The organism is Gordonia sp. YC-XJ4 (assembly GCF_059511865.1).
Genome location: NZ_CM183447.1, coordinates 2,783,375 through 2,798,267, shown reverse-complemented (window position 1 = coordinate 2,798,267; position 14,893 = coordinate 2,783,375). Strand labels below are relative to the sequence as shown.

11 protein-coding genes are annotated in these 14,893 nt (G+C 68.0%); 7 read left to right on the top strand and 4 right to left on the bottom strand.

Translation table 11 applies throughout. The annotated features are described in order from the left end of the window. Positions 1-2: 2 nt before the first annotated feature. From AC5ZH6_RS12385 to AC5ZH6_RS12370, 4 genes are all read right to left on the bottom strand, one after another. Positions 3-941: a DUF58 domain-containing protein gene (locus AC5ZH6_RS12385; RefSeq protein WP_006370099.1), complete on the bottom strand. Its 939-nt coding sequence runs from the start codon at positions 939-941 to the stop codon at positions 3-5. Continuing rightward, the gene (locus tag AC5ZH6_RS12380) at positions 928-2,166 is read right to left on the bottom strand and encodes an AAA family ATPase (RefSeq protein ID WP_288337549.1); all 1,239 of its coding nucleotides are present in this window, start codon (positions 2,164-2,166) and stop codon (positions 928-930) included. Before AC5ZH6_RS12380 ends, AC5ZH6_RS12385 begins: the two co-directional genes overlap by 14 nt. Positions 2,167-2,321: 155 nt before the next feature. Further along, positions 2,322-3,854, bottom strand: a complete 1,533-nt coding sequence (locus AC5ZH6_RS12375; protein ID WP_014359984.1) for an NlpC/P60 family protein — start codon at positions 3,852-3,854, stop codon at positions 2,322-2,324. Positions 3,855-4,237: 383 nt separating this feature from the next. Continuing rightward, complete coding sequence (locus tag AC5ZH6_RS12370; RefSeq protein WP_288337548.1) at positions 4,238-4,951, bottom strand: Rv1476 family membrane protein; 714 nt, start codon at positions 4,949-4,951, stop codon at positions 4,238-4,240. A 387-nt stretch (positions 4,952-5,338) separates the two neighbouring features. On the opposite strand from AC5ZH6_RS12370, the gene AC5ZH6_RS12365 reads away from it, so the two are divergent. From AC5ZH6_RS12365 to AC5ZH6_RS12335, 7 genes are all read left to right on the top strand, one after another. After that, complete coding sequence (locus tag AC5ZH6_RS12365) at positions 5,339-8,149, top strand: aconitate hydratase (protein ID WP_006370095.1); 2,811 nt, start codon at positions 5,339-5,341, stop codon at positions 8,147-8,149. A gap of 31 nt (positions 8,150-8,180) precedes the next feature. Next, positions 8,181-8,780, top strand: a complete 600-nt coding sequence (locus tag AC5ZH6_RS12360) for a TetR/AcrR family transcriptional regulator (RefSeq protein WP_014359982.1) — start codon at positions 8,181-8,183, stop codon at positions 8,778-8,780. 61 nt (positions 8,781-8,841) lie between these two features. Next, the gene (locus AC5ZH6_RS12355; protein WP_196813421.1) at positions 8,842-10,488 is read left to right on the top strand and encodes a GMC oxidoreductase; all 1,647 of its coding nucleotides are present in this window, start codon (positions 8,842-8,844) and stop codon (positions 10,486-10,488) included. A gap of 5 nt (positions 10,489-10,493) precedes the next feature. Continuing rightward, a complete protein-coding gene (locus AC5ZH6_RS12350; protein ID WP_014359980.1) occupies positions 10,494-12,170 on the top strand; it encodes a thiamine pyrophosphate-binding protein in 1,677 nt (558 codons plus the stop codon). Beyond that, positions 12,167-12,832, top strand: a complete 666-nt coding sequence (locus AC5ZH6_RS12345) for a hypothetical protein (protein WP_006370091.1) — start codon at positions 12,167-12,169, stop codon at positions 12,830-12,832. The genes AC5ZH6_RS12350 and AC5ZH6_RS12345 overlap by 4 nt, the downstream gene beginning before the upstream one ends. Continuing rightward, complete coding sequence (locus AC5ZH6_RS12340; RefSeq protein ID WP_006370090.1) at positions 12,829-13,881, top strand: 3-oxoacyl-ACP synthase III family protein; 1,053 nt, start codon at positions 12,829-12,831, stop codon at positions 13,879-13,881. Before AC5ZH6_RS12345 ends, AC5ZH6_RS12340 begins: the two co-directional genes overlap by 4 nt. Further along, positions 13,878-14,873, top strand: coding sequence for a pyridoxal phosphate-dependent aminotransferase (locus AC5ZH6_RS12335; RefSeq protein WP_014359979.1), 996 nt, complete (start codon positions 13,878-13,880; stop codon positions 14,871-14,873). Before AC5ZH6_RS12340 ends, AC5ZH6_RS12335 begins: the two co-directional genes overlap by 4 nt. The last annotated feature ends 20 nt before the right edge of the window (positions 14,874-14,893 follow it).

Genomic DNA, 14,893 nt, shown 5'->3' with positions numbered 1-14,893 from the left:
GATCACCCGACCCCGGCCGCGAGGCCGCGGCGGCGCCGGCCGACGAACTTGACGACGTCGGTGAGCCAGTCCCGGTCGGTGCGCAGCGACAACACCGGACCGCCGCAACTGCGGATGGTGCGCCGCACCTTGTCCTGGTGGGCCTGGGCCGCCACCGAGAAATCATGGCGGAGGCGGTCGGTGATGGTCACCTCACGCACCTCGCCGGACTCGGCGTCGGCCAGGCGGACCTCACCGATCGGCGGCAGTTCCACATCACGCGGATCGAGCACCTCCACGGCGAGGAGTTCGTGGTGGGCGGCAATCGCCCGCAGCGACCGCTCCCAGGTGATCGGTCCGAGGAAATCACTGATCACCACGGCCAGACCGCGGCGTCGTTGCGGACGACGGAGCGCCTCGATACCGGCGTCGAGGTCGCCACGGACACCGGGAGCGCCGCGCGTGGTGGTGGCGATCGTCTTCAGCACATGTTGGGCGTGCACTCGTCCGGCCCGCGCCGGGACGCGGACGACCTGGTCACCGGTCACCACGATCGCCCCGTGCCGATTGCCGCCACCGGAGGTCAGGTGAACGATCGCGGCTGCCGCCGCGACCGCCAGATCCCTTTTGGTGCAGTTGACGGTGCCGAAATCGAGGCTCGCCGACGCGTCGACCACGAGCCACGTCTCGAGCTCGCGGTCGGCGATCATCTGACGAACATGCGGCTGCGTGGTGCGTGCGGTCACCGACCATTCCATGCGGCGGATGTCGTCGCCGGGCTGGTAGGGGCGCGCCTCCCCCGGCTCGGAACCGGGCCCCGGGATGAGGCCGAGGTGCTCGCCCTGCAGCACTCCGTCGAGTTTGCGCCGCACGGTGAGCTCGAGCATCTTCAGCGCCGCGGTGAGCTGCGGCTCCTCGAGCAATCCCGCCCCGAGCGACGGCAGATCGCTATTGGCCGCCATAGTGCGCGGTCGCCTGGTTGGGTGCGTGCTGACCCGGCTGGGCGGTGATCTGCTGACCGACGCTCGGCGGCGCACCGACCGGCGATGCCGGCGGGTTGGGGTGATCCTGACCCGGCTGCTGGGGTCCTGTCTGCTGGAGTCCCGGCTGCTGGTTGGACGGTTGCTGCTGGTTCGACGGGTACGGGGCGGCCATCGGTTGTGCGCCGACCTGCGGCAGACCGACGGTCTGCAGAATGCGGGTGATCACCGTGTCCGCGGTGATCTCGTCGGCCATCGCGTCGTAACTGAGGACCAGACGGTGCCGTAGCACGTCCGGGATGATCTCGACGATGTCCTGTGGGATGACGTAGTCGCGCCCGCGCACGAGCGCCAGTGCCCGGGCCGCCGCGACGATACCGAGGGTCGCGCGCGGCGAGGCGCCGTAGGACAGCCAGCTCGCGGCATCGGTCAGTCCGAGTTCGACCGGGCGGCGGGTGGCGTTGATGACGCGCACGACGTAGTCGACCAGGGCGTGGTGCACGAAGACGTTGGCGGCGGTCCGCTGCAGGCGGATGGTCGCCGCGGGATCGAGGATCTGCGATGCCTCGGGGGCGACATTGCCCATCCGATAGACGATCTCGCGTTCTTCCTCCACCGACGGGTAGTCGACGAGCACCTTGAACAGGAACCGGTCGCGCTGCGCCTCGGGCAGGGGGTAGACGCCCTCGTTCTCGATCGGGTTCTGGGTGGCCATCACCAGGAACGGATCGGGCATCGGATAGGTCGTTCCGCCGATCGAGACATGACGCTCGGCCATCACCTCGAGCAGAGCCGACTGGACCTTTGCGGGCGCGCGGTTGATCTCGTCGGCGAGCAGGAAGTTCGCGACCACGGGGCCGAGTTCGGTGTCGAACTCCTCGCGTCCCTGACGATAGATCCGTGTGCCGATGAGGTCGGTCGGGACGAGGTCGGGGGTGAACTGGACGCGGGAGAAACTGCCGCCGATCACCTTGGCGAAGGTCTCGACCGCGAGGGTCTTGGCCACCCCGGGAACACCCTCGAGCAGGATGTGGCCGCGGGCGAGCAGGCCCACGAGAATGCGTTCGACGAGCTGGTCCTGGCCGACGATGACCCGCTTGACCTCGTAGATCGCCCGTTCCACGAGCTTGACGTCGGCGTCGCTCAATTCGAAGCCCGCCGCGCCGGCCCCCTGCGCCGTCGACTCGACTGTGGGATGTGAGGTCAACCCTTGCTCCTGTCGTTGCTGATCCGGCGACGGACGTACCCCCGCTCTCGTCGTTGCCAGCCTAGCGGCGCCGACTGAGAACATGCCACGAAGGGCGCGGGCGTCGCCGACGCCGGTAGGTCGGATGAACGAGCGCGAGCCCGCCGACCCACCGGTCAGAGGAGACGGACGACGTTGGGCATCGCGCCGTCGGTGCGCACCGGCGACACCTTCACCACGTCACCCGACTGCGGCGCCTCGACCATCTTTCCGTCGCCGAGATAAAGGGCGACGTGCTCACTGGCGTTGGGGCCGTAGAAGATCATGTCGCCGCGCTGCATCTGCGCCAGCGGGAACTGCGGCCCCGAGGTGTACTGATAGCCGGTGTAGTGCGGCAGCTCGATTCCGACGCCGGCAAAGGCATAGACCATCAGGCCCGAGCAGTCGAACCCGATCTTGTTGTAGTCGCCGTAGCTGTCGGCGACGCCGCCGTCGCGGATGCCCTGGGTCGGCCCGTTGGCATCACCACCGCCCCACGCATAGGGCACGTTCAGCTGCGACAACGCACGGTTCACGACGATCTCGACGGCCTGCGGGCCTCGCAGTCCCGGGCGGACGACGCCGCCTCCACCTCCGCCGGAGCTGCCGAAGAGCTGCCCGAGGCTGCCCGAACCCAGGCGCGAGCTCAGGGTGTCACCGCCGTCGCTGCCCAGCCCCGCTCCGCCGAGTCCGAGTTCGTCGAGCAGTTCCGAATGCGGCACCTGCTGCTGGCCGACGAGCCCGGAGAGGACCTTCTGGGTCACGTCGAGGGCCAGTCGCGCAGCGGCCTCGGCGGCAACCTGCATGGCGTCGTTGTCCCCGGCCGCCTGGGTGGGGCTGACGGTCACCGGGCCGGGTTGCGCCTGTCCCGGCAGATTGCGGAACAGCCCGGTCAACAGATCCGCGGGCGCCGGGGCGTCGACCTGCGTCGGGCGCGCCGTCCCGCGCAGTTTGTCGAGTTGGGTCTGGACCGCGTTGCGTTGTTGGACCAGGGTGGCTCGTTTGCGCTGTTGGTCGGCGATCGCGCCGCGGGCCGCCGACACCGCGGCGACGGCATCGTCGCGGCGGGTCTGGGCGCTTTGCGCCGCGTAGGCGGTCTGGCGCTTCGTCGCCTGCAGCGCCGCCACCTGGTTGGCCTGCTGATTCCGCGCCACCTGCAAGCGCCGGATGGTCTGCTGTTGGTCGCGGCCGAGCTGATTGATGACGGTGACGCGGTCGAGCACCTTCTGCGGGTCCGACGACGAGAGGTACTCGGTCAGCGTGCCCTCGTTCCCGCCGGTCCGATAGACCGAGCGGACGAACTGGTCGAACTCACGTTGGGCGGCCTCGGTCGCCCGGGTTGCACGACCCAGTGATTGTTGGGCGTCGTCGGCGGCCACGGCGGCGAGACGCTGCGCGGCGACGGCGTTCTGGTAGTCGACGACGGCGTGGTTGGCCGCCTCCTGCCGGGCGGCGACCGCGCTGTCGAGGTCGCTGAGATTCTGGTTGACCTGGGCGATCTGATTGATCAGCGCCGATACCGGCGAGCTCGGGGCGCGCGAGGTGGTCGGTGCGGCCGCCGCCGGACCCATCACGGCAACCAGCCCGACGGTGGCCGCGACGAGCGACGTCGCCAACGACGCCCATCGGCGCGCCGCCCTGCGGCCCACTCCTGTGGTCCCTCGCCTCACTGGCACTCCCTCGCCGTCTGTCAGCGGATGTGGTCATCCGTGGCACGAACAGCGTCTGCAACCCCGCGCGGCGCACGACGCCGACGATGCAACACGCATCACATATGGCGCATTGATGGACATGTACACCACACGTGACATTGGAACCGTACGTCACATTTGCCACAGGAGAAAACGGGTGCAACGAATTACAAAGACGTGATTACCTGCACCGATGCTGTGAACTGCTCAAAGTCCGACAGGTTGGGTTGGTATCGAATTGGCAACGGACGCCGCTGCCGAAGCGTCAACCCTTCGGGTGACACCGAGACCATCCCCGAGGACGGCGCCGAAGACCCGCCGCGTGCAGCTCGGCCACCGTGTGCAGGACCCCGGAGGCCGTCCTAGGAGTCGTTCCCCGAGCCGGACGCGACAGCTCCGGAGGGGGCTTTCCCGTCCGTCTCGGACTCCTCGCCCCCGGCACCATGAATGAGATCTGCTGCGGATGTCTGCGCGCCGCGGTCCCGACGCCGCAGACTCCGGATGCGGCCGACGATCGCCCCGATGACGACGACGGCGATCAGCACGATCGTGACCAGCGTCCAGTCGACCCCGGGTTTGGTGATCGCGTCCACCATCTGCTGTGCAGCCTGCGGAGGATTCGACAGCGTCAGATTGTCGGTGGCGTCCTCGAGGTTGACCCGGCTGAACTCCGGCGACGCACTGCCCACCGAATTGGGACCGAAGACCAGCACCGTCCCGCCGACGTGTTGTTGCAGTTCGGTGGCGATGTCGCGATACATCGTGAACGTGGGCATCTGCTGCTTGAGCACCACCAGATTGATGTCGTGCCCGTCGGCCTGGGCATGCGCCACGACCTGTTTGAGGGCGCCGATCTGCGCGGGGTCCTCGCTGTAGACGTGATCGTCACGGAGGTCGGCGGCGATCGCGGTCAGGTCGACGCCACCGGGGGCGGTGGTGGCGGTGACACCTTGGGTGTCGTAGGAGGAGGCGGGCGCCGCGAGAACGGTCGTGCCGGGTGCGGCGAGTATCTGGGCGCCGTCGGTGGCCGGACCAGGATTCATCGTCTCCGCTTCCTCGAGCAGGATGGTGCGCACCGGTCTCGGTGGCCACCACGTTTCGCGATCATTAAATGTGCGGTCGTCGGTGGATGCTCACCGAACCCCGATCAGAACGGTACGACAGAATGAGGAAGTCGTGAGCATCTGGGGGTCCGCGTCGCACGCGCCGGTGGACGGTCCTTGTTAGCAGTACGCCCGTACTGTTAGACTGGATTACGTCACCGCGGAAACCCCGCGGTCGCTGGATGAAACTTCGCTGGATGAAGCATCGAGCACGACCCCGACGCAGCCCGTCGGGTGGATGGTCAGAGTCGACGAGCCGGTCAGTTCGCCGATGAAGTACGCAGCCGTCCCGGAGACCGTCGCCCGGGACGTCACGCACACGCCGGCGCAGCCCGCCGGCCAGAGGAGAGTGGATTACACGTGAGTATCAATTCGTTCGGCGCGCGCGGCACCCTCGAGGTGGGCGACAACTCCTACGAGATCTACCGGCTCAGCGCGGTCGAGGGCACCGACAAGCTTCCCTACGCTCTCAAGGTCCTCGCCGAGAACCTGCTGCGCACCGAGGACGGCGCGAACATCACCACCGAGCACATCAACGCGATCGCGAACTGGGATCCCTCGGCCGAGCCGAGCATCGAGATCCAGTTCACCCCGGCCCGTGTGATCATGCAGGACTTCACCGGCGTGCCGTGCGTGGTCGACCTGGCCACCATGCGTGACGCCGTCAAGGAACTCGGCGGCGACCCGGACAAGGTCAACCCGCTCGCACCCGCCGAGATGGTCATCGACCACTCGGTCATCATCGAGGCGTTCGGCAACGCCCAGGCCTTCGAGCGCAACGTCGAGATCGAATACCAGCGCAACGAGGAGCGTTACAAGTTCCTCCGCTGGGGTCAGGGCGCATTCGACGACTTCCGCGTCGTGCCGCCGGGCACCGGCATCGTGCACCAGGTCAACATCGAGCACCTCGCCCGGTCGGTCATGGTGCGCGACGGGGTCGCCTACCCCGACACCTGCATCGGCACCGACTCGCACACCACCATGGAGAACGGCCTCGGCGTCCTCGGTTGGGGCGTCGGCGGTATCGAGGCCGAGGCCGCGATGCTCGGCCAGCCGGTCTCGATGCTCATCCCCCGGGTCGTCGGATTCAAACTCACCGGTGCTGCCAAGCCCGGGGTGACCGCGACCGACGTGGTGCTGACCATCACCGACATGCTGCGCAAGCACGGCGTGGTCGGCAAGTTCGTGGAGTTCTACGGCAACGGCGTCGCCGAGGTGCCGCTGGCCAACCGCGCCACCATCGGCAACATGAGCCCGGAATTCGGTTCGACCTGCGCGATCTTCCCCATCGACGGTGAGACCATCAACTACCTCAAGCTCACCGGCCGGTCCGCCGAGACACTCGCCCTCGTCGAGGCGTACGCCAAGGAACAGGGCATGTGGCTGGAGAAGGACGCGCCGGAGGCCCAATACTCGGAGTACATGGAGCTCGACCTGTCGACCGTCGTCCCGTCGATCGCGGGTCCCAAGCGCCCGCAGGACCGTATCGAGCTGTGGGACGCCAAGAACGCCTTCCGCAAGGACATCCACAACTACGTCGAAGAGGGCAACACCCCACAGCTCAACGGTGTCGACGAGGCCAACGAGGAGAGCTTCCCCGCCTCGGATTCGCCGTCGACCTCCCCGGACGCGGCCAAGCTGTCGTTCTCCGACGAGCCCGCCCACAACGCCTCCAAGGGCGCCGAGGGACGTCCGTCGAAGCCGGTGACGGTGGAGTCGGCCGAGCGCGGAACCATGATCCTCGACCACGGCATCGTCACGATCGCCTCGATCACCAGTTGCACCAACACCTCCAACCCGTCGGTGATGCTCGGCGCGGGTCTGCTCGCGAAGAAGGCCGTGGACAAGGGTCTGACCTCCAAGCCGTGGGTCAAGACCTCGATGGCACCCGGCTCGCAGGTCGTGACCGGGTACTACGACAAGGCCGGCCTGTGGCCCTACCTGGAGAAGCTCGGCTTCTTCCTCGTCGGCTACGGCTGCACCACCTGCATCGGCAACTCGGGCCCGCTGCCCGAGGAGATCTCCAAGGCGATCAACGACCACGACCTCACGGCGACCGCGGTGCTCTCGGGCAACCGCAATTTCGAGGGCCGCATCAACCCCGACGTCAAGATGAACTACCTGGCGTCGCCGCCGCTGGTCATCGCCTATGCGCTGGCCGGGACGATGGACTTCGATTTCGAGTCCGATCCGCTGGGCCAGGACCAGGACGGAAACGACGTCTTCCTCGCCGACATCTGGCCGACCAACGAGGAGATCGCCGAGACCATCGCGAGCTCCATCTCGGCCGAGCAGTACGCCGAGGACTACGCCGACGTGTTCAAGGGTGACGAGCGCTGGCAGAACCTGCCGACCCCGGACGGCAAGACCTTCGAATGGGACGACGAGTCGACCTATGTGCGCAAGCCCCCCTACTTCGAGGGCATGACCCCCGAGCCGGAGCCCGTCGCCGACATCAAGGGCGCTCGTGTGCTGGCCAAGCTGGGTGATTCGGTCACCACCGACCACATCTCCCCCGCCTCGACCATCAAGCCGGGCACGCCGGCCGCGCAGTACCTCGACGAGCACGGGGTCGCACGCAAGGACTACAACTCGCTGGGCGCCCGTCGTGGCAACCACGAGGTCATGATCCGCTCGACCTTCGGCAACATCCGCCTGGCCAACCAGCTCGTGGACGTCACCGGCGGCTACACCCGCGACTTCACACAGGAGGGCGGACCGCAGTCGTTCATCTACGACGCCGCACAGAATTACGCGGCGCAGGGCACCCCGCTGGTGGTCCTCGGTGGCAAGGAGTACGGCACCGGCAGCTCGCGTGACTGGGCCGCGAAGGGCACCCGCCTGTTGGGCGTCAAGGCCGTCATCACCGAGAGCTTCGAGCGCATCCACCGCTCGAATCTGATCGGCATGGGTGTCATCCCGCTGCAGTTCCCCGAGGGCGAGTCGCACAAGTCACTCGGGCTCGACGGCACCGAGACGTTCGACATCACCGGCATCGAGGCACTGAACTCCGGTGACACCCCGGAGACCGTGCACGTCACGGCCACCAAGGAGGACGGCTCGGCGATCGAGTTCGACGCCAAGGTGCGCATCGATACCCCCGGTGAGGCCGACTATTACCGCAACGGAGGCATCCTGCAGTACGTGCTGCGGAACATGATCAAGGGCTGAGGCACCCGCTCGAGAACGAGGAGCAACTCAAGTGCCCAAGGTCAGCGATGACCGACTTGCCGCGCGTCGTCGGGAGATTCTCGACGGCGCGCGGCATTGTTTCGCCGAGTACGGATACGACGGTGCCACCGTCAAACGCATCGAGGAATCGACGGGGCTGTCCCGCGGCGCGATCTTCCATCATTTCCGTGACAAGGAAGCCCTGTTCCTGGCACTGGCGTCCGAGGACGCCGAGCGCATGGCCGACGTGGCAGCCGAACAGGGCCTCGTGCAGGTGATGCGCGATGTGCTGGCCCGTCCCCAGGATTTCAACTGGCTCGGCACGCGTCTGGAGATCGCACGAAAGTTGCGGACGGACAAGAGCTTTCGTGATGCCTGGATGTCGCATTCGGCGGATGTGGAGAAGGCCACGCTCGCCCGACTCGAACGCGGGCGCGCCTCCGGCCGCCTTCGTGACGATGTGCCCGCGGAGGTCTTGGTGAAGTATCTCGACCTCGTGCTGGACGGGCTCATCACCCGGCTGGCGACCGGTCAGCCCACCGATGATCTCCACGATGTACTCGACCTCGTCGAGGAGTCGGTCCGCGTGTCGCGGGGCGCCCCCACGGGCCCAGTGAGCGAATCGCTGTGAAGTAGATCACCCTCGGTCAGCAAAGGTTTGCCTGGCCTAATTTTCTGGATATCTTCACAGGATGCGTTCAGATTCTTCTTCGGTTGCGATCAGCCGACGTTCCGTGCTGCGCGGTGCCGGGGCCGGCGCGCTCGGTGCCGCCGTACTCGGGCCCGCCGGCCTCGGTTCCCCGTCGGGGACACCGGCATCGGCCGCGCCGGGAGCACCGGCTCCCGGCGCCACCGCGATCGTCATCGGAAGCGGCTTCGGCGGTGCGGTGGCCGCACTTCGCCTGGGCGAGGCCGGGATCACGACCACGGTGTTCGAGCGGGGGCGGCGCTGGCCGATCCGCCCCAACGGCAACACCTTCGCGACCTTCGACCGACCCGACCGCCGTGCCGCGTGGTTCGACGACACCGCCGGGATCTCGAGCGTCGGTCGGGTACCCACCCAGCGTTATCCCGGCGTTCTCGACACCATCCGCGGCAACGGCATCGAATCGGTGCACGGCGCAGGCGTCGGCGGCGGTTCCCTGGTGTTCGGCGCGTTCACCCTCCAGCCCGACAAGGCAGATTTCGAGACCGTGTTCCCCGGTGGCACGGGCTACGACGAGCTCGCCGCCGAGTACTACCCGCGGGCCCGGAAGATGCTGAACACCTCGGGCCTGCCCGACGACATCCTCGCCCACCCCAACTACGTGGGCGCGCGTTCCTGGTTGAGAATCCTCGAACGCTACGGAATCGCACCGCAATTCGTGGAGTACGCCATCGACTGGGATCGGGTGCGTGCCGAACTCGCCGGACGCGCCAAGCCCGGCGTCTCGATCGGTGACCTGTCCTACGGCGTCAACAGCGGCGCCAAGAACTCCGTCGATCACAACTACCTACCCGCCGCCGAGCGGACCGGATTCGTGACGATCAAACCCATGCACGAGGTCTTCGAGATCCGGGAACGCTCACGGCGGCCCGGCTATATCGTGCGGGCCCGGCTGATCGACGACGCGCGGCGTACGGTCCGCGTCGTCACCGCCGAAGCCGACCATCTCTTCATGGCCGCGGGCTCCTATAACACCACGTCATTGTTGGTCCGGGCCCGCGCACAGGGCACGCTCCCCCGGCTGTCGCCGAAGATCGGCAACGGCTTCGGCGGCAACGGCGACTTCCTCATCGTGCGCACCGCGCTCCGTGACCAGCACGGGCCGATCCAGGGCGGTCCGGGCTATGCCCGCATCCGTGAGGACCGGCTGCCCGGTGGACCGGCCACGATGATCTATCAGGCCAGCCCCTTCCCCGCACCCGCGGGCTCGTTGGCGACCACACACCTGATCCAGGTGCACACCGACGAGCGCGGCACCATCGACTACGACCACGCCACCGGCGCGACGCAGCTGAACTACCCGTACCCCGAAGGTTCCAGCGTCCTGGACCGCCGCGCGATCGCCTTCGCCCAGCACTTCCATCAGCGGACCGAGACGCGGTTCGGCCACCCGGCCAACGGCATCCCGATCTACGACCGGCTCTCCGGATTCGGTTCCGGCGCAACGTTCCACGGGCTCGGCGGGGTCGTCGTCGGGCAGGCTGCCGACGCCGAGGGCCGAGTCCGCGGGTATGACAACCTCTACGTCGTCGACGGCTCGTTCGCCCCGGGCGCGGTGGGATTGGTCAACCCGTCATTGACCATCACCGCACTCGCCGAGCGCACCATGGACCGTTTCCTGAGCACCCGCTGACACCTATGACCAGTCGATGTCGGGACCGCAGGGTCGCCGACCACATCGTCGAGCGCCTGCACGCCGAAGGGATCACCTCGATCTTCGGCGTGCACGGAGCGAACATCGAGGAGCTCTTCGACGCGGCCGTCCACGCCGGCCGGACCCGGCCGGTGATCGCCAAACACGAGTTCGCCGCGGCGGCCATGGCCGATGGCGTCGCCCGGATCTTCGCGCGTCCCGCCGCAGTGTTCACCACCTCCGGTGGCGGCGCACTCAATGTGGTTGCGGCGCTGGCCGAGTCGTACGACAGCCGGGTGCCCGTCCTCACCGTGATCGGCGCGCCGGCCACCGCAACCGTCGGATGCGGCGCTTTCCAGGACATGCTCGATCCCCCGGACACCATCGATCTGCGTGCCACGTTGTCCGGGGTCGCCGGAAGTGTCGGCGTCGTACGGTCGGCCACCGAGATCGACACGGTCCTCGACGAGGCCATGCAGACGCTGCAGCGATCGTCGCCCGCGGTGATCGTGATTCCGAAAGACATTGCCGCCGAGCACCACTCCGACCATGACCCACCATCGCGTCGACCGGTGGAGCCGCCGGCCGTTCCCGACCTCACCGCGACGATCGATCGCCTGGTGGCCGATCGCGGTCGGGTCTGCATCTGGGTCGGTGACGAGGCCTCGCGTGCCGGGCTGTCGGCTCCGGTCCACGCGCTCGCCGACCTGCTGGGCGCCTCGGTGGTCGTCGCCCCGGGCGGGCGCGACGTCGCGGGACCCGGATGCGCCGGCGTGACCGGGGTGATGGGTCATCCGTCCGCGTCGCGTGCGATCGCCGACGCGCGCACCTGCCTGGTGCTCGGTTGCCGGATGACCCTGACCGACCGTGCCGGCCTCGACGAGTTCCTCGCCGCCCGCACGGTTATCCACCTCGGCGCCCACGCCCCGAGACTTCCCGGCACCGAGCACATTCCGTGCGGGCACCTCGCCGACGCCGTGTCCGACCTCGTCGAGCAGCTACGCCGTCGAATCGGTACCCGGCGCGGTCCGGACGACACTCGATTCGATCGGCGGGCCGTGGAGCTCCTCCCCGACCTCGACCCCGGCTCTGCGTTGCCGCGGCTGAGCGCGGTCATCGACGCCGTCGGTAGGCAGCTGCCCGATGACGCAGTCGTCTTCGCCGATGCCGGAAACATCGGAGCGGCTGCGGTGCACCATCTTCCGTTCGGGCGTGGGCGATTCGCGATCGCCCTCGGTATGGGCGGCATGGGTCATGCGATCGCGGCGGGCGTCGGGGTGGCGATCGCCGGCGCCGACGATGTCCGGAGCGCTACACGCACAGTCGTCATCGCCGGCGACGGATCGTTCCTGATGCACGGCATGGAGATCCACACCGCGATCGAACACCGGGCACCGATGACCTTGATCGTCGCGAACAACAATGCGCATGGCATGTGCGTCACCCGGGAACGGATCTTCTTCCCGGATACGCCGGGGCTCAACACCTTCGGTCCCACCGATATCGCGGCCGGGCTCGCGGCGATGTTTCCCGACCTGCCGGTCCGGCGGGTCACCGATCCTCGCGACCTCGACGCGGCCACCCGTGACGTGCTCACGCGGCCCGGCCCAGCCTGCCTCGTCGTCGACACCGATCCCGACGAGATCCCGCCGTTTCACCCCCTACGCAGAGGAGTTCGATGACCACCGATACCACGGGCGCTCTCTCCGATCTCGATCCCGCCGAACCGCTGCCCGGCGTCATCCGGGTCGAGACGCATTCGCGTGCGCAGAGCACCCCGATGCTCGTCGACCGGGTGCGGTCGGTGTATCCGCACGATCAGATCTACGGCGAGTTCTGCACAGTGCACGGATACGTCGACGCACCGCCGCGAGAACTGTTCGATTGGCTTTCCGACACCCGATCTCTGGAGGAATGGACCTACAGCACAAGGGATCTGCGCCGGACCGAGACCGCCGGGCTGTGGGTGGGTACCGACCGGCTCAATACCGACACCGCCATCTATGTCCGCACCGTCGCCGACCCGGGAGCGATGACCGTCGACTACCACTGTGCCTGGGACCAACCCGATCACCTCTGGATGATCTATCTGATGCGGGTCGTCGACGCCCACCTCGTGCTGAACCGGCCGGGATCAGTCGTGCTGTGGACCAATTGCCGCCATCCGTTCTACGACCGCAATCCCTTCCCCGACACCGTCCCGCCCGGTCGTGAGGAGTGGGTCGGCGATCTGTGGGACATGTTCGCCGCGGGCCATCAGGTCGAACTCGACAATCTCACCGCCATCGCCGAACGCCGCCATCGCACCGGCCTGCCGCTGACCCCCGAATGGATGAGAAGATGACCGCACGTGCCCAGACGACCGCACATGCCGAGCCGACCGACCTGTACCTGGGCGATATCGCGACGTACCGCCCCGAGAACCGGGTTCCGGCAGCATATTTCGCGCAGTTCGCGCTGGACGACGACCTCGCCGACAACGTCATGTTCCGGGCACCCGCCCACCGCCACCATGCCGGCGCCGACGAGTCCAACGCCGACATGATGGTGGCCGCGGCGCAACGACTCATCGCCCGTCACGGCGCCGGTCACCTCGACGACGTCGACATCGTGGTGACCCACAGCCAGTTGCCGGAGGTCCCGGTGCGCGGGTGCGCGGGCGAATTGGCCCACCGTCTGGGCCTGCGCCCCACCACGGTCCTCGATGTGCACAACGGTGGCTGCGCCGCCTTCCTGCACATGATCGAGGTCGGCGGAGCGCTGCTGCGTGCCCGCGGCGGCGGCACGGCGCTCCTCGCGCTGGCCCAGAACAGTGCCGGACAGATCTTCACCCAGGAGCAGGTACGCGGCAAGGCGCAGGCCGCCATCCCCGGCGACGGCGCGGCGGTCGCGACCCTGATGCTCGGCGACGGCCCCAATCCGGTGCTGACCACCGTATGCCGCTCGCACGGTGAGTATTCGGCGGACATGACCGCGGTGTCCGAGCCGGCCCGCAAGTACTGGGAATCGGGCCCCGGACAGATCCACGTCGGCTTCACCGAGTCCAAGATCGCCAAGGTGCTGACCCGCGGCAATCGGCTCGTCCCCGAGGTCGCGATCGAGGCCGCCACGGCCATCGACATCCGACCCCGCGATCTCGACTGGTTGATCACCAACCAACCCAACCGCATCTTCTTACGCAATTGGCGTGAGGCACTGGAACTTCCGGCCGAGCGGCATCCCGACACCTTCGAGGAGTGCGGCAACCTGTTCGCCGTGGGCATCCCGATGACACTCGACGCACTGATCGACAGCGGCCGCCTGCGCGACCCGGATGTGATCATGATGGCGGCCTTCGCTCACGCCGGCGATTTCGCCGCGGCAGCCGCCGTGCGGTGGTCGGGCCGCTCGTGATCCGCTGCGATCTCAACGAGTCACACCTGCCGCCACCGCCCTCGGTGGCGGCGGCGATCGCCGCGGCGTCCGACACCGTCCATCGCTACCCCGAATTCGGAGCCGACACCACACGCCGCGCGATCGCCGCACACATCGGACTCGACCCCGCCCAGGTGAGCGTCGGGCCGGGCGCGACCGCCCTGGCCCACGCCATCCTCGCCGATGCGGTGCAGCGCGCCCGCATCCGCGGGATCTCGTCGCCGGTGATCCTCACGCCTGCACCGACCTTCGACGGATTCGCACTCCTGGCCGGCATGATCGGCGGCCACCTGCGCACCACGCCGCTCGACGCCGGCGGTCGCCCGGACCTGGAGGCGCTCACCGCCGCGATCGGACCCGACACCGCAGCGGTCATCGTGTGCTCACCGCACAATCCGACCGGACTCACCGTCGACGCGGACGCATTGTCCGACCTGCTCGCCCGGATTCCGGTGTCGACCCGAGTGGTGCTCGATCAGGCATATGTGGAGTACTGCTCGTCGCCACCCGACGTGCTCGACCTGATCTCGCGATGTGCGCACCTCGTGGTGCTGCGCACGTTCTCGAAGGCCTACGGTCTGGCCGGACTGCGCGCGGGTTACGCATTCGGCGGTCACGAGGCGATGGCGGGGATCCTCAGACGCGAGTTGCCGTTCGCGGTGAGCACCACCGCCGCCGCCGCGGTGACGGCGGTGCTCGGCGCCGACGGTGAGATCCGAGATCGGGTCGGAGCCGTCCGCGCCGAGCGCACTCGGCTGGCAGCGCAACTCGAGCAACTGGGCTACCCCACGCTGGCCGGTGAGGCCAACTTCGTCTATGTCCCCGGCCCCGACGGACTCACCCTCGACCACCTGCTGACCCGATCGGGAATTCAGGGCAAGGTCTGTGGCACACATGGTTTCCGGCTCACGGTGGGCGACCCCATGGTCGGCGACGCCATCGAGGCAGCACTGCGCCGCAGCGTCGCCTGATCCCCGCCGCCCGTGCGGGA